The 23,522-nt window shown below is 64.1% G+C and carries 16 protein-coding genes; 8 read left to right on the top strand and 8 right to left on the bottom strand.

What is annotated here, in order from left to right; genetic code table 11:
• Positions 1-1,400: 1,400 nt before the first annotated feature.
• The 3 genes from ACLI1P_RS00995 to ACLI1P_RS00985 form a co-directional block, all read right to left on the bottom strand.
• Positions 1,401-2,906: a DUF5129 domain-containing protein gene (locus ACLI1P_RS00995; protein WP_411709202.1), complete on the bottom strand. Its 1,506-nt coding sequence runs from the start codon at positions 2,904-2,906 to the stop codon at positions 1,401-1,403.
• A 262-nt stretch (positions 2,907-3,168) separates the two neighbouring features.
• Entirely contained in the window at positions 3,169-4,680 is a 1,512-nt protein-coding gene (locus ACLI1P_RS00990) for a hypothetical protein (protein WP_411709201.1), read from the bottom strand.
• A gap of 128 nt (positions 4,681-4,808) precedes the next feature.
• Positions 4,809-6,362, bottom strand: coding sequence for a catalase (locus tag ACLI1P_RS00985; protein ID WP_296135058.1), 1,554 nt, complete (start codon positions 6,360-6,362; stop codon positions 4,809-4,811).
• Positions 6,363-6,534: 172 nt separating this feature from the next.
• On the opposite strand from ACLI1P_RS00985, the gene ACLI1P_RS00980 reads away from it, so the two are divergent.
• Entirely contained in the window at positions 6,535-7,089 is a 555-nt protein-coding gene (locus tag ACLI1P_RS00980) for an RNA polymerase sigma factor (protein WP_411709200.1), read from the top strand.
• Positions 7,090-7,359: 270 nt separating this feature from the next.
• Positions 7,360-8,682 (top strand): hypothetical protein, encoded by a 1,323-nt coding sequence (locus ACLI1P_RS00975; RefSeq protein WP_408932173.1) that lies wholly within the window; start codon positions 7,360-7,362, stop codon positions 8,680-8,682.
• 163 nt (positions 8,683-8,845) lie between these two features.
• Here ACLI1P_RS00975 and ACLI1P_RS00970 read toward each other — a convergent pair whose 3' ends face one another.
• Complete coding sequence (locus ACLI1P_RS00970; protein ID WP_411709199.1) at positions 8,846-9,883, bottom strand: aspartate-semialdehyde dehydrogenase; 1,038 nt, start codon at positions 9,881-9,883, stop codon at positions 8,846-8,848.
• A 44-nt stretch (positions 9,884-9,927) separates the two neighbouring features.
• Entirely contained in the window at positions 9,928-11,193 is a 1,266-nt protein-coding gene (locus ACLI1P_RS00965) for an aspartate kinase (protein WP_296135089.1), read from the bottom strand.
• 146 nt (positions 11,194-11,339) lie between these two features.
• Between ACLI1P_RS00965 and ACLI1P_RS00960 the strand changes: the two genes are divergently transcribed.
• Complete coding sequence (locus tag ACLI1P_RS00960) at positions 11,340-12,203, top strand: DMT family transporter (RefSeq protein WP_408932175.1); 864 nt, start codon at positions 11,340-11,342, stop codon at positions 12,201-12,203.
• Here ACLI1P_RS00960 and ACLI1P_RS00955 read toward each other — a convergent pair.
• Positions 12,200-13,348: a mannosyltransferase family protein gene (locus ACLI1P_RS00955; protein ID WP_408932176.1), complete on the bottom strand. Its 1,149-nt coding sequence runs from the start codon at positions 13,346-13,348 to the stop codon at positions 12,200-12,202. The genes ACLI1P_RS00960 and ACLI1P_RS00955 overlap by 4 nt on opposite strands.
• 225 nt (positions 13,349-13,573) lie before the next feature.
• Here ACLI1P_RS00955 and leuA point away from each other — a divergent pair, with 225 nt between their 5' ends.
• The 5 genes from leuA to ACLI1P_RS00930 all read left to right on the top strand — a co-directional run bounded on the left by leuA (position 13,574) and on the right by ACLI1P_RS00930 (position 22,261).
• On the top strand, positions 13,574-15,388 hold the full coding sequence (gene leuA, locus ACLI1P_RS00950) for a 2-isopropylmalate synthase (RefSeq protein ID WP_411709198.1): 1,815 nt from the start codon (positions 13,574-13,576) through the stop codon (positions 15,386-15,388).
• A gap of 452 nt (positions 15,389-15,840) precedes the next feature.
• Positions 15,841-18,492: a hypothetical protein gene (locus tag ACLI1P_RS00945; protein WP_411709197.1), complete on the top strand. Its 2,652-nt coding sequence runs from the start codon at positions 15,841-15,843 to the stop codon at positions 18,490-18,492.
• A 72-nt stretch (positions 18,493-18,564) separates the two neighbouring features.
• Positions 18,565-20,178 (top strand): DNA polymerase III subunit epsilon, encoded by a 1,614-nt coding sequence (locus tag ACLI1P_RS00940; protein ID WP_411709196.1) that lies wholly within the window; start codon positions 18,565-18,567, stop codon positions 20,176-20,178.
• Positions 20,179-20,202: 24 nt separating this feature from the next.
• Entirely contained in the window at positions 20,203-21,489 is a 1,287-nt protein-coding gene (locus ACLI1P_RS00935; protein WP_411709195.1) for a MurT ligase domain-containing protein, read from the top strand.
• Positions 21,482-22,261 carry a type 1 glutamine amidotransferase gene (locus ACLI1P_RS00930; protein ID WP_411709194.1) on the top strand — a complete coding sequence of 260 codons (780 nt, stop codon included), beginning with the start codon at positions 21,482-21,484 and terminating at the stop codon, positions 22,259-22,261. The genes ACLI1P_RS00935 and ACLI1P_RS00930 overlap by 8 nt, the downstream gene beginning before the upstream one ends.
• 54 nt (positions 22,262-22,315) lie before the next feature.
• On the opposite strand, the gene recR is transcribed toward ACLI1P_RS00930, so the two are convergent.
• Positions 22,316-22,972 (bottom strand): recombination mediator RecR, encoded by a 657-nt coding sequence (recR, locus tag ACLI1P_RS00925; RefSeq protein WP_039673215.1) that lies wholly within the window; start codon positions 22,970-22,972, stop codon positions 22,316-22,318.
• A gap of 132 nt (positions 22,973-23,104) precedes the next feature.
• The gene (locus tag ACLI1P_RS00920; protein WP_411709193.1) at positions 23,105-23,485 is read right to left on the bottom strand and encodes a YbaB/EbfC family nucleoid-associated protein; all 381 of its coding nucleotides are present in this window, start codon (positions 23,483-23,485) and stop codon (positions 23,105-23,107) included.
• Between the last annotated feature and the right edge of the window lie 37 nt (positions 23,486-23,522).

Raw genomic sequence — 23,522 nt, 5'->3', positions numbered from 1 at the left:
CCCTCTGATAGTTTCCTGAGCCAAGTACTTTGAGTTGCTGTCGGTATTGAGGAACATCAGAAGGTAAACGTAATAGTTGGCAGCCTTGGCAGCCGATTCACTGTCCCCCCGAGCAGCCGCAGCTTCCAACTTCCGCGCAAGATTAATCACCACGTCATAGTAGGCCTCGTCAAACTTAAGTTTCGTGGCGTTCTTTTTTTCGTACTTTTCAAACGTATTAAGCGGAGTGTGAGCTATTGGCTTAAGACACCAGCCCCAGCCGACGTCATTATTTTTATATCCGCCGTTGTTAAAACCGGGCCCAGCCGGCTTTCCCGCCCAAACGAGCATGCCCCAGTCATAGTCCGCGGCGAAATGCTGTGGGTTGGTTTCTTCCTTCTTGGACTCTTTACCTAGCGTCGTATTGGGCTTGAATTCGCTAGGCTCCGCAGCGCCGGCGTTCCCCCACGGTACGGTCAGCAAAGCTGCTATCACCGCAACGGTAGCAAGAATTGCGGTTAAGAGCGTCCACCCCCTTCGGGGCAAACTTCTTGAAATATTCATTATTCCTCTTCACATTTGAAAGATATGTCCTGGCTCAGCGGAGATCTTGCTGTTCAAGGCCAGATTTCGAAGCTGAGCACACCGCAGCCAATCTCGACTTCAACGCTAAGCTATTGATCAGCCCTATAGTGCATACTGAACACTACCACCATTTATCTATCTGCACTTAATATGTTTTCCAGCGTATGTGTAGGAACAGGCTGCAGTGTTGCCATTGTGAACGGCAGCTGTCAGACGCACGTCAGCCGCTGCCAGAGCACTGTGAACTCTCTGGGAGTAGATTGTGATGTAAAGTTTCCGCCAGAATGTGCAAATATGCACGGGAGTGAGTTGGCGTCTCTTGAATTTCTGAGCAGTGCAGGCCGCCTAATAAAGCTCTGTATGTCTTGATAAAGCCTAGTAGCGCCATGTAGAAGGGCCTTAATCCCAACGCGCTGAGATCTAGGACGGCACTGCGTTTTCGGATTCACCATGCACCTAGTTTATAAGCTCAACTCCAGAGACGTCGCTAAGCCTAGTCTTGTTGTGCGCCGAAACGCCCCAGTCTGACCCCCTTGTACCGGAGGGTGCGCCGTTGTCGTGAGTGTCGTGCGACCATCAGGGCTTCCTACCATGATTTCTGCCACAGCTATCGCCGTGGTCAACACACACGCTTGCTTTTGGTGAAAACCACCATCGTTGTTGCGCTCCCCATCATCCGCGTCAGCGGTAACAGCATGGCCGCCGTGATTAGCGCTTCTTATGGGGACAGGATTCATGTTGAGTTTTCGGGCTTGCGCTTCCGCTTTTCAACTCTTGAGCGGGGGTTCAGGATTCCGAATTGTGAGTCGACCTTGCCGGCCTGGCCCTCTGCTTCCTTAGAAGCTGGAGGAGCCACCCGAACCGGAGAAGCCCGAGCTAAAGCTGCTGTTGACACCGCCGCCGCTGCTGCCAGAGCTAGAATCGCGGACGGCGACGGCATCGCTATCCCAGGTGCTCACGACGTAGAACGGCACGTAGCCGTGGTAGCCGGAACCGGCAAAGAAGTCGGAGTCGTAGATGTGGGTGCGCTCTGGGCGCTCGTCGGCTTCGTTGCGCTTCTGAAGCTGGCTCTGAAGGTGCTCCGACAACAGTGCAGAACGGTCGAGAATCTCCAGGTAGCGCTCCATAAACTGCGGATGATCCGGCTGGTTGGACAGCGCCACGGCGGCATCTTCCAGCTCCTTAGCGTGACGCGCGGCCCCAGAATCAATATCGGAAGCCACATACCCCGCCTGCGCCAGATCCTTGCCCAACTCATAGAGCTCATAGCGGCGGGCATCAACGTCGGCGTTCTCAACGCGGTATAGCTTCTCCAGATTGGCCTCGGCCGTTTCTACGCGCTCACACATGAGTCGTGCCTGCGCGATTTTCTCCTCGCGCGAACGAAACTGTTCATCCGGCGCATCGGCAGGGATTGACATGAAGGAACCAACGGAACGATCAATGGCTAGGAAGTCATCGCGCAGCCCCTCCCAGTCCTCACGCATGCGCTCGTCTACCAAACCCGACTGCAGCGAATGGGCACGGATATCAATGGACTGCAGGCGCTGTGCAACATCGGTGTACGTCTGGGACACATAATCCCAATCCTCACGCGCCTTCAGTGCCTTCTTTTGTTTGCTGCGGCGCACTCCGCCAACCGTGCCTGCAGCAACGCTTCCTAGTGCAAGTCCGCCCACACCGAGTCCCACGGCCCCGCCGACACGACTCGCCTTGGCGCTTTCAAACCGAGCATCGGCGGCACGCTCAGCATCAATTGCGGTGGACGCGCCAGCGAACAACCCGGCGGGGATATTGCCATCCCGCACGCCCGGTTTGATGGCCTCGACGGAGCGGCTCAAATGGCGGTCACCCTTACGCAAATCCAGTTCTGAAGCCACATCCTCGCCCGCGAAGACGAAGGACTGACGCGGGTCGAGGCCCACTCCGATGAACACGTGGCCGTCGGCGAACTTGTCCTTGCCAATGAGCTCTGGATGCTGGTCCCGCAGGTACTCTTCCACAGTGTCGTTGACGTTTTCATGATTTCGAGCGAAGACGATGTAGTGCAGGCTTTGAACCACATCGGGGGCGGCGATTCGGGAGACATCGCGAAGCATGCGCTCTTCTTCCTCCGGAGTGAGCACGTCATGTGGATCCATAATGTCCGTCTTCACGGTCTGCTGGGCCGGCTGAATGACGTAGTCGGAGCGCTCAGGAGTGCCGACCGCTGCAAGGGTTGCCCCAGCGCCAAGCCCACCGAGAAGCAGACCACTAGCTAACGCCATCCCGACGATAGCCCCGGACGTCACCTTGGGGCCACGGCTAGCAGCAAACGGCTTGATATCACGGTCCGAAGTCACGATAGTTCTCCAATCCAAGAGCGGGATGACGCCGATTTTACCCCCGAAAACGGGAAACGACGCGGTGCCCCTACAGCAGCCGCGTCGCCCCTATTCCCTATCACTCACAACGGATTGGAGAAACCGTTTGCCTACCCCCTAAGTAGGCTTTGTGAGCACTGCTAACTTTAGCACTCTTTCGGCGTGACTGAAGACCCAGACTCGCAATTTCGTAGTATCTTTCCACCCCACCCTGCCTGCACTGTTGGCGCACGTTCGTGAGCTAGGCTTTTTCCTTCCCTGCCTTCTCTTCAGCGCGCGCGGAGGGGGTCCCCGAAGGGGTTGAGGAGCGCGCCGCAGAACGGTTCGCGGCGGGGGTCATGGACAGGGCGATCGCCACCACCGCGGTTACCCCCAGTACGGCCAGTGCCGCCCACTGCTGTGGGGAGTTGCCCCCATTTCCCGCCACCGTGATGGCGGAGGTTGCCCAGTGCATGGGGAAAAGGTGCACCAGCGCGCTCATGGCGGTGTTAAGGTCCGTGCCCGTGGCCGCGGACTTCCAGACCCACCCCACAACGCCCACCTGCGCCATCCCCAGGACCACGCCTAGGATCCAGCCCGGGGTGCCCAGCGCGCGCACCAGGGCATAGAGCACGCCTGCCGACGCCGCCGCGGCCGCCGCCGCAGCCACCCCAGCCCACGCCACGGCCGCCACCGTCACGCCGGTGGCCAGAAGCGCGGTCAACAGGCTCACGGCGGCGCCGATAAGCACTGACGCACCGACGAGCACCAGGAGGCGGCGCTCCACGCGGGATAGCAGCGCGCCGAGGACGCCGCCACCCAGGACCGCGAGGGCTGCCAGAAGCATGGCCACAATCGGGCTCAGTAGCTGTGCGGTCGCGTTCTGGGTGTCGTTGGGGTTGGGCACGGTCGGCATAGCGCGCTGCGCGCCTTGCACCTTGGTGCGGTTCTGCTGGGCCATGCCGTCGACCTTCTCGGCGCCGGCCACAAGCTCGTCCACGCCCTTGAGGGCCTCATCCACCTTGGTGTTGAGCTCGCCTATGCCCGCGTTGAGCTGCTTGGCGCCCTCGGCGGCCTCGTAGACGCCGTCGTGGTAGGCGTAGCCGCTGACCGCCAGCTGGTTGGACAGATCGCGCGAGCCGTCCTTGAGGCGGATGAGCTGGTCCTGGATGGACTGGTCGAACTTAAAGTTCTCCACCTGCGCGCGCAGGTCCCCCAGCTGCGAGCGAATCTCCTTGGCCTCCTTTGAGTTGTTACCTTCCAGGTCCTTCGTTGTGCCGTCGATGGCCTGCAGAATTTGGCCGCGCACCACGCCCAGGGCCACGACCTGATCGACGGCGCCGCCCACGCCGTCGGCAAGCTCGGTGGCACCGTTTCCCAGCTGGGCCGTGCCGGACTGGAGTTCCACCAGGCCGTTGGAGAGCTCCTGGGAGCCGCTCGCCAGCTGATCCACGCCGCCGCCGAGCTCGCCCGCGCCGTCCTTGAGCTGACCGGTGCCGTCCGCGAGCTGCTGGGCGCCGTTGGCCAAGAATCCGGCCTGAGCGTTGGCCTCGGAGAGCGCCCGGGCGACGTCATGCAGCTCAGCCGGGTCAATGGTGCCGTCGCTGGGTGCGCCGGTCTCCTCCTGGGACCAGGTTTGGGCCGGCTGCCAGTGGGCGGTGGTGGCCACCACGGCGCCAATGACGAGGGGGACGAGCAGGATGCAGGCCCACACGAGTGCGCGGGTGGTGAAGCGGCGTTCGGTGGCCGCGGGACGGGCAAGGCGTGAGGTCATGTCATAGAAACTATCGCCCACGCTGGGCACAAGCCGTCAGGCGCGCGGAAAGGCCCCGCCGGTACCGAATTGTTGGGGTACCAGCGGGGCCTTGGCAGCGTCCGCTCTAGAGCGTCCGCGCTAGCGCGCTACTTCTTCTCAGCGAAGAGCTCACGCACGCGCTTGCCCAGCTTCTCAGACACAGCGTCCCAGTAAGCGTAGACGCGCTCCTCGGTCTCCGGGGAGACACCGGCCATGGCGTTGGTGATGTTATCCGCCATACGCTCCTTGGCGGCGTCATCGTAGACGTTCTCGTACAGGTCGGTGGCCTGAACGGTGTCGTTGTCCTCGGCGTGGCGCACGTACGGCGCGCGAACCAGGTCGATGCCGGCCGGGTCCGGGTTGACGTAGAGGTCGGTCGCGGTGGTGGTCTCCTGCTCCTTGAAGCGCAGGTTCTCATCACCATCCTGGTAGCCGCCGCCCTTGGCGTGGCGGTTCGGGGAGTAGACCGGGTCCTCCGGAGCGTTGAACAGGAACTGCATCGGGCCCTCGTGCTCGTAGGTGTTGACCTGGTTGAGCGGCTGGTTCACCGGCAGCTGCTTGTAGTTCGGTCCGATGCGGTAGCGCTGCTGGTCAGCGTAGGCAAAGGCACGAGCCTGCAGCATCTTGTCCGGGGACAGGCCAACACCGGGGACGATGTTGCCCGGGTCCAGAGCAACCTGCTCAATCTGCGCGAAGAAGTTGCGCGGGTTGCGGTTGAGAACGAAGTAGCCCACATCGTGCAGCGGGTAGTCCTTCTTGGACCAGACCTTGGTGAGGTCGAACGGGTTGAAGCGGTAGCCCTCAGCCTCAGCCACCGGCATGATCTGGACCTTGACGTCCCATACCGGGTAGTTGCCCTCTTCGATGGCGTTGTAGAGGTCCTCGCGGTGGTAGTCGGCGTTCTGGCCGGCCATCTCGCCTGCCTCAGCATCGGTGAAGTTCTCCACACCCTGACGGGACTTGAAGTGGTACTTCACCCAGAATGCCTCGCCCTGCTCGTTAACCCACTGGAAGGTGTGGGAACCGTAGCCGTTCTGGTGGCGGGTGGTCTTCGGGGTACCGCGGTCACCCATGAGGTAGGTCACCTGGTGAGTGGTCTCCGGGTTACGGGTCCAGAAATCCCACTGCATGTCAGCATCACGCAGGCCGTTGGTGCCCAGGCGCTTCTGGGAGTGGATGAAGTCCGGGAACTTGATGCCATCACGGATAAAGAACACCGGGGTGTTGTTGCCCACGATGTCGTAGTTGCCATCTTCGGTGTAGAAGCGCAGTGCGAAGCCGTGGACGTCACGCCAGGTATCCGGGGAGCCCTGCTCACCGGCAACGGTGGAGAAGCGGCCCATCATCGGGGTAACGGTGCCCTTCTGGAAGAGCTTGGCCTTGGTGTAGGCAGAGACATCTTCAGTAATGTGCAGCTCACCGAAGGCGCCGTGGCCCTTGGCGTGCGGGGTGCGCTCCGGCACGCGCTCACGGTTGAAGTGGGCCAGCTTCTCAATGAGGTGCAGATCATTAAGAACGACCGGACCGTTCTCACCGTTGGTGACGCTGGTGTTTTCGGTAACGACCGGCTGGCCGGACGGGCGGGTGGTGTTCGGGCCACCCGGGGCGCGCTGGCCCTTGTCCAGTACCTTGTCTGCTGCGGACTCGTTGGGGTTAGTCATGGACTTCCTCCTAATTGTGTTGATAATTTGGGGATTATTATCAATCGTGGACGTTTCATAGCCTACCTACACAATATGACCTCCGCAACAGATTTTTAGAACTAGAGCGGCCCCCACAGCCTGACCCCAGTAATACCTCGTTTGCCAGCGGGCTGCTGGTAAGTTGTGGGAGGTGAATCCCCACTCCGAGCGCGATGACGCGCGCGTCACCGACCTCGCCCTACGGGCAGGCCGCGGCGACCGCGCAGCGCTCACGGAGTTCATCAAATCCACGCACGATGACGTCTGGCGCCTCCTCGCCCATCTGGGTGGCGCCGATGTGGCCGACGATCTGACGCAGGAAACCTACCTTCGCGTCATCGGGGCGCTCCCCCGCTTCGCCGCCCGCTCCTCCGCCCGCACGTGGCTACTCTCCCTGGCGCGCCGCGTGTGGGTGGACAACATCCGCCACGACATGGCTCGGCCCCGCAAGTCCGCCACAGAATATGAGGACGCGGCTGCACTCGCCCCAGCCCCGGAAAACGCCGGTACGTGGAGCGAATGGATCGACGCCCGCGTGCTTATTGACGCCCTCCCGGCCGACCGCCGCGAGGCCCTCATCCTCACCCAGGTGCTGGGCTATACCTATGAGGAGGCCGCCAAGATTGCAGGCGTACGCGTGGGCACCATTCGCTCGCGCGTGGCGCGTGCCCGCAAAGATCTCATAGAGCAGCGCGGGCGAACTTAAACCCCAATCGTTACCGAGCCGTTACAAAACGGGCGTTCTATACAAAGCACCTGCACATACATGTGGACCAGCGGCGGTCCGAGACGTAGGACACAGAGGGACACTCGTCGCTTCAGCTGGAAAATACCTGTCGACCACACCTAATCTCAATCGAGGCACACGTGATAAATCGATAGTCGACCCGGACTGCGCCGCCCCGACAGCGCGCACCACACACTCCTTCTGTGACGACCCTCCGGCGCGTGTGAGATTGCGAGACCTCTCAAAGTTATGTTGAAACGCGCAGTGGCCATTTCCATGGCCTTTATTGGCGTCGTCGTCGGCGCCGGCTTCGCCTCCGGACAGGAGGCTATGCAGTACTTCGTGGCCTTCGGCAACTGGGGCCTGTGGGGCGTGGTGCTGGCCGCAGCCCTCATGATTGTCACCGGCATTGCCATCCTGCAGCTGGGCTCCTACTTCCAGGCAGACGAGCACACTGCCGTCTACGACAAGATCAGTGGCCCCATCATCTCCCGCGTGCTGGACTACGGCACGCTGGCCACCCTCTTCGCCATCGGCTTCGTCATGTTCGCCGGCGGCGGCTCCACCATTAGCCAGCAGTTTAAGGGCATGCCGATCTGGGTGGGCGGTGCCGTCATGCTCGTGCTAGTGCTGCTCGTCGGCCTGCTCGACGTGGACAAGGTGACCTCCGTTATCGGCGCGATCACGCCCTTCATCATCATCTTCGTGGTCTTCGCCACCGGCTACACCATCCTCACCACGGACGTGGACTGGTCTGCGGCCAATAACTTCGCCGTAGACAACGTCGAGACCCCCATCCACAGCTGGTGGCTGGCTGCGCTGAACTACACCGGCCTTAACGTCATGTGCGCGGTATCCATGTCCATCGTTATCGGCGGCAACATCCTGGATAACCGCGCCGTGGGCCGCGGCGGCCTCATGGGCGGCATCGTCTACCTCATCCTGCTGGCTCTGCTTGTGGTCTCGCTGTACATGGTGGCCCCTGAGGTCAACGGCCAGGACCTGCCGGTGCTCACGCTCATCAACAACGTGAACCCCATTCTTGGCTATTTCATGACGTTCATCATCTACGGCATGGTGTTCAACACAGCCATCGGTATGTTCTACGCCATGGGCAAGCGCCTGACCCGCAAGAAGCCGAAGCTCTTCTACCCCGTCTACGCCACTGCCTGCGTCGTAGGCTTCATCCTCTCCTTCGTTGGCTTCAAGCAGCTGGTCTCCAGCGTGTACCCGATTCTGGGCTACCTGGGCCTGCTCATGATCGCCGTCATGGTGATTTCCTGGATTACTCAGCGCGACAAGATCACCTCCGAGTCCGACCGCCGCGTGCGCGCCCGCATCCTGGTCAAGCGCCGCCTGGACCCGCGTGAGCGATTCACCAAGAAGAACCAGCGCGAGCTGCGCAAGCTGGCTGCGGCCTCCAACATGGAGACCGACGAGTTCGTCAATGCCGTGGCCGAGGAGATCCACGAGGAGCTCGAGGCCGACGAGGAGATCGAGTACGACCGCGAGGATCCGGATCCGTCCGTGACCTACGTCCAGCACACCAAGCCGGAGGTCCCGAAGGACTAGGAGCACAACAGGGCTGAGAGCGCTCCCCTCTCACAACACGCGAAAGTCCGCCGCCAGAATTCTTTCTGGGGCGGACTTTTTCGATGCCGAATACTGCGTGGCGCTCTAGAGCCGTGCGGTACTAGCGTCGCGTGGCGCGCGCCACGCGCTAGACCACCGCGCGCTAGAGCAGCAGCTCCGCGATCTGGATGGCGTTGAGGGCAGCCCCCTTGCGCAGGTTGTCGCCGGAGACTACGAAGACCAGGCCCTTGTTATCCGCAATCGTCTGGTCCTGGCGGATGCGGCCGACCAAGGACAAATCGATACCGGCGGCGGCCAGCGGCGTGGGGACGTCCACGACCTTGACGCCCGCGGCGGAGGAGAGAACTTCGCGGGCCTGCTCCGGGGTGATCGGGCGCTCGAACTCGGCGTGGACCACCATGGTGTGGCCGGTGAAGACCGGGATGCGCACGCAGGTGCCGGAGACCTTGAGCTCCGGAATACCCAGAATCTTGCGGGACTCGTTGCGCAGCTTCTGCTCTTCGTCGGTCTCCTCGGAGCCGTCGTCCACGAGGTTGCCGGCCAGCGGCACCGCGTTGTAGGCAATCGGGGCGACGTAGGGGCTGAGCTCGTCCTGCTCCACCTCGAGCACGGAGCCGTCGTGCGTCAGCTCCACATTCTGATCCCCGATGGAGGCCACCTGTTTGGCCAGGGTCTCCACGCCGGCCAGGCCAGAGCCGGAGACCGCCTGGTAGGAAGCCACGCGCATCGTGGTCAGCCCGGCGGCGTCGTGCAGCGCCTTGGTCACCGGCATGATCGCCATCGTGGTGCAGTTCGGGTTCGCGATGATCCCCTTGACCACCTTGTCCTTATCCTGCGGGTTCACCTCAGACACGATGAGGGGAACCTCCGGGTCCTTGCGCCACGCGGAGGAGTTATCCACCACGGTGGCGCCGGCCTCCGCGAACAGCGGGGCGTACTGCTTGGAGGTGGAGCCACCCGCGGAGAACAGCGCAATATCGATGCCGGCCAGGCTCTCCGCGGTCTGCTTCGCCAGGTCCTCAACCTCCACCTTTTCGTCGCGGAAGGTCAACTCCTGGCCTGCGGAGCGCGCGGAAGCGAAGAAGCGAATCGAGTCAGCCGGGAAGTTGCGCTCCTCAAGAATGGACCGCATGACGCGGCCGACCTGCCCGGTAGCGCCTACAACAGCAACAGTGGTCATGACGTGTACTCCTTAATCCTTAGTGCAATCCTTGGTGGGGTTCTCTAGCGTCCGGTACCAGCGTAGACGGTGGCCTCTTCCTCGCCACCCAGCTGGAACTTATCGTGCACGGCCACCGCGGCCTTCTCCAGGTCCGCCTCCCGCGTTAGCACGGAGATGCGAATTTCAGAAGAGGAGATGAGCTCCATGTTGACGCCTGCGTCACGCAGTGCCTCGGTGAAGTCTGCGGTGACGCCCGGGTGGGACTTCATGCCGGCACCGACGAGGGAGACCTTGCCCACCTGGTCGTCGTAAAGCACGTTGGCCCAGTGGCCCTCCTGCTTGAGCTTGGCCAACAGCTCCATGGCGCGCGGGCCGTCGGCGCGCGGGCAGGTAAAGGTGATGTCCGTGGTGCCGGACTCCAGGGAGGAGACGTTCTGGAGAACCATGTCGATGTTGATTTCCGCGTCCGCGATGGTGCGGAAGACCTTGGCGGCCTCCCCCGGGCGGTCCGGGATGCCGAGGACGGTGACCTTGGCCTCGGAACGGTCGGTTGCGATACCAGTCAGTACTGCTTCTTCCACGGGGATATCCTCCATTGAACCGGCAACGAGCGTGCCGGGGTCGGTTGAATAAGATGAGCGAACTCGAAGGGGAACGTTGAACGCGCGGGCGTACTCCACGCTGCGCAGGACGAGAATCTTGGAGCCCACGGCGGCCATTTCCAGCATCTCCTCAAAGGAGAGCTTCTCCAGCTTCTGGGCGTCGGGGACGATGCGGGGGTCGGCAGTGTAGACGCCGTCGACGTCGGAGTAAATCTCACACACATCGGCCTTGAGCGCCGCCGCCAACGCCACCGCGGTGGTATCGGAGCCGCCGCGGCCCAAGGTGGTGACGTCGCGGGATTCCTTGTTGACCCCCTGGAAGCCGGCGACGATACAAATCTTTCCTTCATCGAGAGCCTCGGTGAGTCGGCCCGGGGTGACGTCGACGATGCGGGCGTTTCCGTGGCGCTCAGTGGTGAGAACGCCGGCCTGGGAGCCGGTGAAGGACTGCGCGTGGGCACCCAGGGATTCCACGGCCATGGCCACCAGCGCGTTGGAGATGCGCTCGCCGGCGGTGAGCAGCATGTCCATCTCGCGCTGCGGCGGGACCGGGTTGACCTGGGCAGCAAGATCCAGCAGTTCGTCGGTAGTGTCTCCCATGGCGGAGCACACGACAACCACGTCGTGCCCCTGCTTCTTGGTGGCCACGATGCGCTCCGCGACAGCACGAATGCGCTCTGCGCTCTCGAGGGAAGATCCCCCGTATTTCTGTACGACTAGGGCCACTGACGGTCCCACCTTTCGTTTTCGCGAGGGCCAATACCTGTCCGCCGCCCAATACCTATAGAGCGGCAGTCAACTTCTTTAGCCTACCGCCCTTCCGGCCCTACCGAAACACAAGTTGCCTATTAATTCCGGGTAGGGTGGACACGATGTTTTCAAGTCTGCTTGCCGTCACATTCGCGCTGGCCTCGGCACTAGTCGTGGCCTGGGGCACAGTCATACGCCACCGCATTGTTCTTGACGCGAGCTCCAGCACCGTCATGCGCACCGCGTTGCGCACCCCGCTGTGGTGGGTAGGCACCGGGGCAGCCGTACTGGCCTACGCCCTGCAGCTCGTCGCGCTCAGCTTTGGCACCCTGCTCGTGGTACAGCCCATCCTGGTGCTCTCGCTGATGTTCACGCTGCCGCTGGCTGCCTGGTATTCGCGCCGCCCCATGCCGGCGCGGGAGGTCATCTGGTGCATCGCGCTCACCATCGCTGTCGGCATCCTAGTGGTCTACGGCCGCCCCACTGCCGGCCTCACCACGCCCTCCTGGTCCCAGTGGTGGCCCGCCTTCACGCTCGGCGCGCTCGCGCTCATCGGCCTGTTCGTTATGGCCCGCAAGCGCCCGTCGGAAGCCGCCCTCGCTTTAGGCTCCGCCTGCGGCATTCTCTACGGCTATGTCGCGCTGGTGGCCAAGGCCGTGGTCGATGTGTTCTCGCACGAAGGCCCCGTTGCCACCCTGGGCAGCTGGGAGCTTTACGCGCTCATCGCGCTCGCCGCGGGCGGCACGGTGATCCAGCAATATTCCTTTCACGCCGGCGCGCTGGCCCACTCGCTGCCGGCCATGACCATCATGGAGCCCATCGTGGCCTTTGGCCTGGGCTACTGGGTATTGGGGGAGAAATTCCAGGTCAGCAGCGCCGCCGGCTGGTGCGTCATGGCCGGCTCCCTACTGGTGATGATCGTGGGCACCATCGTGCTCTCCCGCGTGCCGGTTAATCCTGGTTCCACTACACGCTCCTGCAGCTAGATAGCCCACTCGAAGATGACCAGCATGTAAGCGGAGAACCACGCCGACCACAGCACCCACGCAGCAATACCGGCCCACCCCGCCCGCGGCGTGCGGCCAGCCACGGCCCGCACGGCCCACGGGATAATAAGCACCGCAGCAGGCAGCAGCAGGCGCGGGCGGGAGTGCTGGATGCCGCTGGAGAGCAACACGTTGGCCATGAGCACCGCGCTGAACCACCACGCCACCGGCTGAACCTTTCCCCACGTCACCACGAGCAGCACCGGCGCGGCCAGGATGGCCAGTGCCGTGAGAAGGTAGCCCACATTCGTACCCTCAGTGAGCGCCTTCCACACAAAACACACCGTGTCCGCTCCCCCGTCAAAGGCGGAGTCCCAGTACTTTTCTTGGATGCCGAAGTAGCCACCGGCATCCGCCAGGTAGTGCTGCGTCCACAGCAGGTAAGCGGGGAGCGGCATGGCAGCCAGGCACAGGCCTAGCCAGGCGCGCCAGTTACGGCGCCCGTAGAGCAGCACCCACAGCCCGAAGACCACGAGGAAGTCCACCGCGGTCAGGCGGGTCAGCGCGAGCCCGAACCCGAACAGCCCAGCGCGCCACCACACGCGGTCATCCAGTGCCACGAGCCCCCATACCGCCAGAGCACCAAAAAGCGCCTCGCTGTACGGCATGGAGAAAACGATGGACATCGGCGCGCTCGTTACCACGATGGCGGAGGCGATCTGCCCGCCCTGCCCCGCGCCGAGGCGCCGCGCCAGCACCATCACCCCCGCTGCCAGCACCGCCACCAGCAGGGTATTAATAAGGAGCGCGGCGAGGGCGATGTTGATGCCGGTCCAGCTGACGATCTTGAGGAGTAGGGGAAAGCCCGGGAAGAAGGCCATCGTCTTCTCGTACACCGGACCGTCAAAGGCAATGTCGGCGTCGAGGTACCCGGCGCGGGCAATCGCCACATAATATTCAGCATCCCAGGCCAAGAGCTGGTCCCACAGCTCCTGGCCGTTGGCCGCGGCCAGGACCTCCAGCACCGCGATGCGTATGGCCGCGCCCAGCACGGCGATAACGAGGGAAACTAGCGCGATGCGCGGGGCGCGGGGCGCCGAGCTGCCGGCCCTTACTGCGGGTCTCACTGTATGCACGCAAGACATCTTAGCCACACCCCACCCGCGTCTCATTGTGTGAAATTGGTTGCCACATAGTGAGAGGGATTGTATTGTGGCTCACATGATTACGCGGCATTCCCTTCTCCTTAGTAGCCGCGGCGGGATTTAGGTTCGTGACCTCACGGCCAGCGGCCCGTCGCGGAGCGCGGTGTTGCCCTTACCACAGCTGGCCGTACACGGCACCTACACACTCCAAGGAAGAGTTCACTTATGTCCCCCACTGATTCTTTTATCTCCGCTCCCCGTGACATCACCACCCCCTCTGGCCCCCGCCGCGAAGGCCAGCCCGCGTGGAACAAGCAGCGCGGTTCCTCCATGCCGGTCGACCGCTACTTAAGCTTTGCCACAGAGGTTGAGCCCGTCGAGTTGCCGGACCGCACGTGGCCGAACAAGACCATTACCGCCGCGCCGCAGTGGTGCCCGGTGGACCTGCGCGATGGCAACCAGGCGCTCATTGACCCCATGTCCCCACAGCGCAAGCACCGCATGTTCGACCTGCTGGTGAAGATGGGCTACAAGGAGATCGAGGTAGGTTTCCCGTCTGCCTCCCAGACGGACTTCGACTTCGTGCGCGAGATCATCGAGGGCGACAAGATTCCGGATGACGTCACCATCCAGGTACTGGTGCAGGCCCGCGAACACCTCATTCGCCGCACTTTTGAAGCGTGCGAGGGTGCAAAGAACGTCATCGTGCACTTCTACAACTCCACTTCGAAGCTGCAGCGCCGCGTAGTATTCCGCAAGGACCGCCCAGCCATCAAGAAGCTGGCTACCGACGCCGCTGAGCTCATCAAGTCCATTGCCCAGGACTACCCGGATACCAACTGGCGCTGGGAGTACTCGCCGGAGTCCTTCACCGGTACCGAGCTGGGCTTCGCCGCCGAGGTCTGTGACGCGGTGGTGGACACCATGGAGGCCACCCCGGAGAACCCGATGATCATCAACCTGCCGTCCACGGTGGAGATGATCACCCCGAACGTCTACGCCGACCAGATCGAGTGGATGCACCGCAACCTGGCCACGCGTGATTCCATCATCCTATCCTTGCACCCGCACAATGACCGCGGCGAAGGTGTGGCCGCTGCCGAGCTAGGCTACCTGGCCGGCGCGGACCGCATCGAGGGCTGCTTGTTTGGCAACGGCGAGCGAACCGGCAACGTGGATTTGGTCACGCTGGGCCTGAACATGCTGACCCAGGGCGTGGATCCGCAGATCGATTTCTCCGATCTGCCCAAGATCCGTGAGACGGTGGAGTACTGCAACCAGCTGCGCGTGCCGGAGCGCCACCCCTACGGCGGCGAGCTGGTGTTCACTGCTTTCTCTGGTTCTCACCAGGACGCCATCAACAAGGGTCTGGATGCGCTGGCCCATAAGGTCCGCCCCGGCGCAATCAACACGGACGTGTCCTGGGAGGAGCTGCGGAGCACCACCTGGGAGGTGCCGTACCTGCCCATCGACCCGAAGGACGTGGGCCGCGACTACCAGGCGGTTATCCGCGTGAACTCGCAGTCCGGCAAGGGCGGCGTGGCCTACATCATGAAGACCGACCACGGCATCAACATGCCGCGTGCCATGCAGGCGGAGTTTTCCTCGGCCGTGCAGGCAGTGACCGACGCCGAAGGTGGCGAGGTCAACTCCAAGAACATGTGGGATATCTTCGCCGCCGAGTTCTTGGACCGCACCGCGCCGCTGGAGCTGATCTCCTTCCAGGTGGACAATTCCACCACCGACGAGGAGAACACTAAGGTCACCGCCACGGTGGTGTACAACGGCGAGCGTCACGTCGTCTCCGGCAGCGGCAATGGCCCCATCGCCGCCTATGCCAACGCCTTGGAGGGCGTGGGCATCGATTTCGAGGTCATCGACTACTCGCAGCAGTCCCGTACCGCGGGCGATGATGCCGAGGCGGCCTGCTACATCGCCGCCGACGTCAACGGCACACAGGTCTGGGGCGCGGGCATCGCCGGTTCCACCACGCGCGCCTCCATCAACGCCATTACCTCCGCCGTCAACCGCGCGGCCTAACCGCTACACCTAACCGCAACGCCCAATCACAATCACAAGGAAGACCACAAGTCTCTATTAGTACGCACAAGTCCGCCCGCGCTCACCCGGCCCGCCACGCACCACCCCACCCAGGGCAGGTCCCGGGAAGGCGCGGGCGGACTGGGTAGCGGGTCGCTACCTCGGCACTTCCCCGCAGCTTTACATCACACCGCTAGTGCGTGTGTCTTTCGCGCCTGTCCTTATAAGGATCGATATAATCTTTCACCCCAAATGCAATCTTTTTTGTCAGGGTGTGATGCGAGGCATTGCACTAGGCAGCACGGTTTGTAGGCAGGGGCGGCACGCGCTATGGTGGGAACTGATTACAGAATTTTGCAAAATTTTTACCACCGTTCACGGTGGTTACTCAGGATGCAGCGCACCGCGCCATCCCGTACTACGCGCACCGTACCCCGTCGAAGGCGAGCACTATGACGAACACCAACTTCGTGGTCCCGCACCACGGCTTTGGTGATCCCTGCCGCCTTTCTGTGCACAACATTAACCCAGAAGTCTTCCTCTCCATGTTCGAGGAGGCCGACACGTCCCATCTCATCCCCGTGACGTTGTGTGGGCACTCCAGCTCAGGGTTCCGCGTCCGCCACGATGACACTGTTGTCGGCACCATTTCCGTGGACCAGTCCCACCCCTACTCGGAGCTGGACTGGATCATCGCTGCCGGGCTTCGCCCGCAGGTCATGGCCTCCATCAGCATGTGCCGCAACTGTGCTGATGACGGGGACGACACCGTCCCCTACTTCGACGTCCTGCTCCCCCCACCAGGTTTGTGCGTTCCCAGCAACAACCCGCCTGAGCAGCGCTGGGGGCTTCTTGATGGCGACGCGGCACTGCGCACCACCGACTTCACCATTCCGGCCAAGGAACTGCCGGACCATGCCGATCACGTCCTGGTCACCCTGAAAAATAGGTGGCACCTGTTCCTCCGCTCCGTCCAGGTTTTCGTGGACAATGCCCTCGTCGCGACCATCCCTCACAGCAAGGCAGGGTGGTTGGCTGACACCATCGCCGGGTACAACCACGAGGGCCTCATTGCTGTCGCCCGGGCCTACTACGCCGTGGAGGACGGCACTCCGTCCCTGACCATCTACGCCAGCGAATCTAACGCCCCCAGCACCCTGGCTTTGGGCAGCGCGGGTGTACTCACCGCGGCCACCGTGGGCATAACCGAGCTGGCTACCGCACGCGCGAAGGCATCGGCCGCCACCCCGGCGCCCGACGTGCCCGAGCCAGCCACGTCCACCGCAACCAGCAGTGCTACGACCAGCACGGCGAGCGGAACGACGAGTGGCGCTGCCGCGACGGCAACCCCGTCCAGCGCTTTGGGCTCGGCTGCTGCCGCCGGAGCGCAGCTAGCGGCCACCAGCACCGGGCTGAAGCTGGCCTGCGCAGCCAGCATCGCGGTCATCATCGGCGGTACGGCAAACTTCGCCACGTCGTTGGTGTCGCTCAAATCCTCCGACGAACACGTCACCGGCTCCGCACTGGAGGCCTACAACAACCCGATCCTTAACCCTCAAGGCGCCGATGTTGCCGACACGGCCGTGACCAGCAGCGCCATGCAGGATATGGGTGACGGCCGCATGTGGGGCGGCGATACCGAAATCCGCCCCTTGGATAAGGAGACGCGCGCGCACTCCGCCGGCGTGGATGGGGCAGCAGAACCTGCTGAGCCATCGGAGCCGTCGGAGCCTTCCGAGTTCTCTGGCTCTTCGGTGACGCGCAGCGACTCCACCGCCACCGCCCGCGCCGCGGGTTCCAGCCCCGCACCAGCAGAGGCGCAGCCGTCTGCCGCCGCCACCCCGCGCGCAACGAAGGCCGCGACGAAGGAACCGGCCCCGCACGCGAAGCCCGCCCCAGAGGCACCGCGTCCTGCCACCGAGCCGGCTCGCCCGAACACGCCGCGCCCCAACGGCAACCACTCCGGTGGACACGGCGCGCACGTCGGCATCCCGACGTTCCCCGAGATTCCTGGGGTCCCCGAGGTATCGGACTCTGCTGGAAACTCGGAGCCCACCAAGCCGACCAAGCCGACTTCAGCGGCTACCCCGTCCACGCGGGAGACGATTCCCACCACCACCAAGGTGATGCTCACGGCCACGCACGAGATCCCCGACGATGAAGGCCCGGAGGTACCCATGGTGCCGCTGGAGCCGACCGAAGAGGAGTCCGGCGAAGAGGAGACCAGCACCGACACCACGTCGGCGGCGCCAACGACTTCGACCACTGCAGCACCGTCGACCACTACGGCGACCGCTACGACGCCGTCGTCTACAACGACGAAGCCCAGCACGACCGCGACATCAACCACGGCAAAGGCCACGGCTACTGCAACGTCCACGACTCCGACTAGCTCCTCGTCGTCTACAACGACGAAGCCCAGCACGACCGCGGCATCAACCACGACGAAGGCAACGACAGAGCCAACCGCAGATCCAACGACGAAGGCGCAACCGACTACGGAACCGACGCCGACCCCGACGCCAACGGTGACGGAGGAGGAGACGGCGACCGAGGAGACGTCGCCAGTCACGGCAACGTCCGAGGCCACCCCTGCATCCCCGTCGTCTGAGACGACGGCGCAGGACACGCCGACCGAGACCTTGGAACCGTCTGCGACCTCTGGGCCCACCGAGCCTGCAGAACCCACCGAGATCGCGCCGCTACCGCTCGAACCGGCAGAGCCCGTAAAGCCCGTCGAACCCGTGGAGCCGAGCGAGATCGCGCCGCTACCGCTCGAACCGGCAGAGCCCGTAAAGCCCGTCGAACCCGTGGAGCCGAGCGAGATCGCGCCGCTACCGCTCGAACCGGCAGAGCCCGTAAAGCCCGTCGAACCCGTGGAGCCGAGCGAGATCGCGCCGCTACCGCTCGAACCGGCAGAGCCCATAGAGCCCGTCGAACCCGTGGAGCCGAGCGAGATCGCGCCGCTACCGCTCGAACCGGCAGAGCCCGTAAAGCCCGTCGAACCCGTGGAGCCGAGCGAGCCCACTGTACCAGTTGAGCCCACCGATCCGACCGCGCCCACCAACCCGGGCGGCGTGATGATCATCATCGAGGTGGACTAGCCCCTACCCCTGGCAGCGGATTACGTGTGCCCTTTCCCCGTTCCGCGGGGTTCGGGTACTAAACTGTGAACAATGACTACACGACCCGGATCTGCCGACTCCACAGCGCACAACGATGCTGCGGAGCAGACAGGTGCGGTGCCCGCCCCCGGCCCTAAGCCGGGACCGCGGCCCAAGCCCGCTGGGAAGGGCAAGAATGACGCCGCCCACACCAAGGGCGGGGATGGCCGCAAGGACAGCGCGCGGGACGAAGCGCTTGCTGCATTCCCCTTAGTAGCGCTGAGCATTCAAACCACGGGCATCCACCCCTCCACCGGGCGGTTGCTCACCGTGGACGCTCTCACCTTCAACGATGCCGGCGAGACCGGCCAGGAATTCCATGCCGTGTTCAACCCCGATGGCGATCCCGGCCCGCGGCACCTCCACGGGCTTAGCGTCGAGGAGATTAAGGCCGGGCAGTCCTTCTCCGCGCTGCTGAAGCCGCTGGACAGGCTTATCGACGGCCGCACGCTCATCGTCCACGACACCACCTACACCTGGGGTTTTATCGTGGCCGAGGCCCGCCGCGCCATGACCGCTGCCGCCCGCCAGAACCGCGCACGCAACCGCAACCGCTCCAAGGGACGCCGGCGCCGCTTCAAGGTCGGGCACGTGCCTACCCCGGTCACCATCGTGGATACCCTAGCCACCGCGCGCCGCCAGGGCGTGTGGGGCACCGATGTACGCTTGGCCGCCGTCGCAGCCGCGACTGGACTCGATGCGCCATCGCCGAAGGCCAGCACGGAGCGCGCCCTGCTCCCCGAAAAAGAAACCTCCCGGGAGACCACCCGCCTGCTCAAGGAGCTCTACCGCGCCCAGCGCGGCGGCACGCTCAGCACCGCCGAACCCGATGACCTACGCGGTGACCGCTTCGGCCTGCAGCGCTCCCACGTGCGCGTGGACGCGGCCGAGGCTCCGCGCCAGCACCACAACCCGGGCGCATACGTGCCGGGCAAGGAACTAATCCGCGGCATGGAGATTGTCGTCGCCCCGGAGATTACCGAGGACCCCGACACCATCATCGCCGCCCTCGCCCGCGAGGAGCTCAACTACTCCGAAAAGCTCACGCGCGAGACCTCCCTGGTGGTATGCAATATCACCACTGACCTGGTGGGAAAGCCCATGCACGCCCATCGCAAGGACATCCCGCTCATGTCGGACACCGCGTTCCTCGCGGCCCTGGAGCGCATCGAGGACGCCACCGAGCCGGAGGACTCTCAGGACTCCTCCAGCAATGGCGGCTCCGCGCAGCGCTCCGGCGGTTCCCGCACCGGGCAGGGCGATCACGGCGGCGGCCAGAACAACCGCAGCCGCTCCTCCAATAGCCGCCGTCGCCGCTCGCGCCGCAAATCTGGGAATAAATCCGGCACCAAGGCTGGCAACCGCCAGAACGCCTCCGCCGGCGCACAGGCAGAGAACGGTTCCACCGCTTCGCAGAACGACGGCGGTGCCGCGAAGAACAACGGCGGACAGGGAGCCGGAAACACCAGCGGTGGCGGCAACCGAAATGGCGGGCGCGGCGGCAACGGCCGGCGGCGTCGGCGCCGCGGGGGCCGGGGACGTCGCGGACAGGGCCAGCAGAATCAACAGAATCAATCGAGCCAGCAAAATTCGGGACACAACCGCTCCCGCACCACCGATCAGTAGGTCCCCACGACTACCCTGGGGAGCATGAATTTTAACCTCCGAAGCGCGCTGAGCTCAGCGCGCACGACGGTCGCGACGTCCGCCGCGACGCTGGCCACCACCGCCTCGCGCGCCACCGGCCGCGGTGCCGGCGGAATGATCGGTGGCCTCATCGCCGGCGCCATTGACCCCACGATCATGGAAAGCCTGGCCAAGAACCGGCCGTCCGTGCTCGTGACCGGCACCAACGGCAAGTCCACCACCACCCGCATGCTCGCCGCCGCCGTGCGCGCGGAGCACACTGTGGCCACCAACGACGGCGGCGACAACATGGACGCCGGTATTATCTCCGCACTCCTGGCGGGCAAGGACGCCTCCCACCTGGTCCTGGAGGTCGACGAGCTCCACGTGCCGCATGTGGCTGACAAGCTCAACCCTGCCGCGCTGGTGCTGCTCAACCTCTCCCGCGACCAGCTGGACCGCGTAGGCGAGATCAACAAGATCGAGCGCGCCCTGCGCGGCGCCGTAGAGGCGCACCCGGACATGCTGGTCATTGCCAACTGCGACGACGTGCTCATGACCTCCGTGGCCTACGACGCCAAGAATGTCATCTGGGTCTCCGCCGGTGCTGGCTGGATGGGCGAGTCCGTGACGTGCCCGCGTACCGGCGGCCACATCGTGCGCGATGGCGAAGACTGGCGTGCGGTCAAGCCGCTTGCCGATGGCCGCGAGTTCCGCCGCCCCACCCCCACCTGGGCCGTGACGGAGGAAGGAATTGTGAGCCCGGAAGGCGTCGATAAGCTGCGCCTATCCCTCCCGGGACGCGCCAACCGCGGCAATGCTGCCCAGGCTGTCGCCGCCGCGGTGGAGGCCTTCGGCGTGGACCGCCACAAGGCCATTGCTGCCGCCGAGGGCGTGGACGATGTGGCTGGGCGTTACTCCACCATCACCCTGGGCAACCGCACGATCCGCCTGCTGCTGGCCAAGAACCCGGCCGGCTGGCAGGAGGCGCTGTCCATGGTGGACCGCGACGCCGACGGGCTGGTCATCGCCGTCAACGGCCACGTGGCCGACGGCATCGACATGTCCTGGCTGTGGGACGTGCGCTTCGAGGACTTCGAGGGCATCGCGGTAAAGGCCGCCGGCGAGCGCGGCACGGACCTGGCAGTACGCCTGGTGTACGCGGATATTTCGCACGAGCTCATCGCGGACCCGCTTACCGCCATTGAGTCCTGTCCGGAGGGCCGCATCGAGGTGCTGGCCAATTACACCGCCTTCCGCGATCTGAAAAAGGCGCTCACCGCCGCAGTAAAGGAGCACTCCCATGACTAGCCTGCACATTGGTCTCATCCTGCCGGACGTGCTGGGCACCTACGGCGACGACGGCAACGCCCTGGTCCTGCGCCAGCGCGCCCGCATGCGCGGAATCGAGGCGGAGATTGTCCCCATCAAGCTGGGCGAAGCAGTCCCCGACTCCCTCGACGTCTACACCGTCGGCGGCGGCGAGGACACCGCACAGATCCTCGCCGCAGAGCACCTCATTGCCGATGGCGGACTGACCCGCGCGGCCGCCGCTGGAACCCCGGTCCTGGCCATCTGCGCCGGCCTCCAGGTGCTCGGTGAATCCTTCCGTGCGTCCGGCCGCGTGGTGGATGGCGTGGGACTTATCGACGCCACCACGGCCTCCATGGCCGAGCGCGCCATCGGCGAAGTGGCGTCCGCGCCCACCCAGGCTGGTATCACCGCCGAGCTCACCGAGCCGCTCACCGGTTTTGAGAATCACATGGGCGCGACCATCCTGGGCCCGGCCGCCAAGCCGCTGGGCACGCTCACCCGCGGCACCGGTAACGCCGATACGGTCGCCACCTACGACCTGTCCGACGCTACCGCCCAGCGCGCCGCCGAGGGCGCGGTCCAGGGCAGCGTCATCGCCACCTACATGCACGGCCCCGTCCTGGCCCGCAACCCGCAGCTGGCAGACCTCCTGCTAGCGAAGGCCACCGGCGTGGCGCTGAGCGAGCTCGAGCCGCTCGACATCCCCGCCGTCGAGCGCCTGCGCACCGAGCGCTTCGCGGCCTCCGAGCCGCCGCGCTCGCAGCGCTAGGCCAGGGCCGCCAGGGCCGCCAGGGTCCCTAGGGGGCCGCTATGAGCCACTACGCTAGACCGTCAGGCGGCCGCTCAGCGCGCGGGAGAGCGTCAGCTCGTCCACGAACTCGAGGTCGCCGCCCAGCGGCATGCCAGAGGCCAGCCGCGTGATCTTCAGCCCCGGGAAGTCACGCAATAGCCGCACGAGGTAGGCCGCGGTGGCCTCGCCCTCGGTGTTGGGATCAGTTGCGAGGATGACCTCGGTGATCTCCGGGGTGTCGTCGTACAAGGGCTCCTCCGGAGTGGAATCCGCCAGCTCGCGGTCCGGCAGGACACCGCCGAGGCGCTGCAGCAACTGCGAAATGTTTAAGTCCTTCGGCCCCACGTTAGCCAGCGGGTCCAGCGCCCCGCCAAGCACGTGGTAGCGGCCCTCATACTCGCCGGTGCGCTCAATGACCTGGATGTCCTTCGGCTCTTCGACCACGCAGATGGTGGAGGCGTCACGTTGCGAGTTGATGCAGATGCGGCACACCTCCTCCCGGGAGATATTGCAACAAATGCGGCAGAAGGTCACGCCATCGCGCACCGCGCCCAGCGCCTTCTGCAGGCGGTCAATGTCCTCGGGGTCCTGGTGCAGCACGTGGAAGGCGATGCGCTGCGCCGACTTGGGCCCAATGCCCGGCAGGCGCGAGAACTCATCGATGAGATCCTGCAGTGGTCCTTCAAACACGCGATGCTCCCCTTACTGTAAAAAGTCCGCCGCCTCGTGGCGAGCGGTGAGTGATGTGGCCTAGACAAACGCAAAGGCCGCGCCGCCCTCCCACCGGGAGGGCAACAACGGCCTTACAGTCTAACGCGCGGCTTACTGGTTTCCGCCAAAGACATCCTTGATGGACGGACCATCGTAGTCCTGCTGGGACTGGCCCATGCCCTGGGACAGCGGACCGATCTTCTCCTGGGCCAGGCGGCCGGCAGCATCGTGCGCCTCGTTGAAGGCACCGACGATGAGGTCCTGGAGGGTCTCGATATCGTCCGGGTTCACCACGGACTTGTCGATGCTGACCTCCTTGAGCTCAGCGCCACCGGTCATGGTCACCTTAACCAGGCCGTTGCCCGCGGTGCCCTCAACGATGGTGGCCAGAATTTCCTTCTGAGCCTTCTCCAGCTCAGCCTGCACGCGGGCAGCCTGGGCCAAGATCTCGTTCATGTCGTTTGCCTGCTGCATCGGATCATTCTCGGTCATGCTAAAAGTCCTTTCGTACGAGTTTTTCGCTACCCGT

It is taken from the genome of Corynebacterium tardum, from assembly GCF_046717785.1.
Classification (GTDB): Bacteria; Actinomycetota; Actinomycetes; order Mycobacteriales; family Mycobacteriaceae; genus Corynebacterium.
This window is presented reverse-complemented; position numbering and strand designations above follow the sequence as displayed.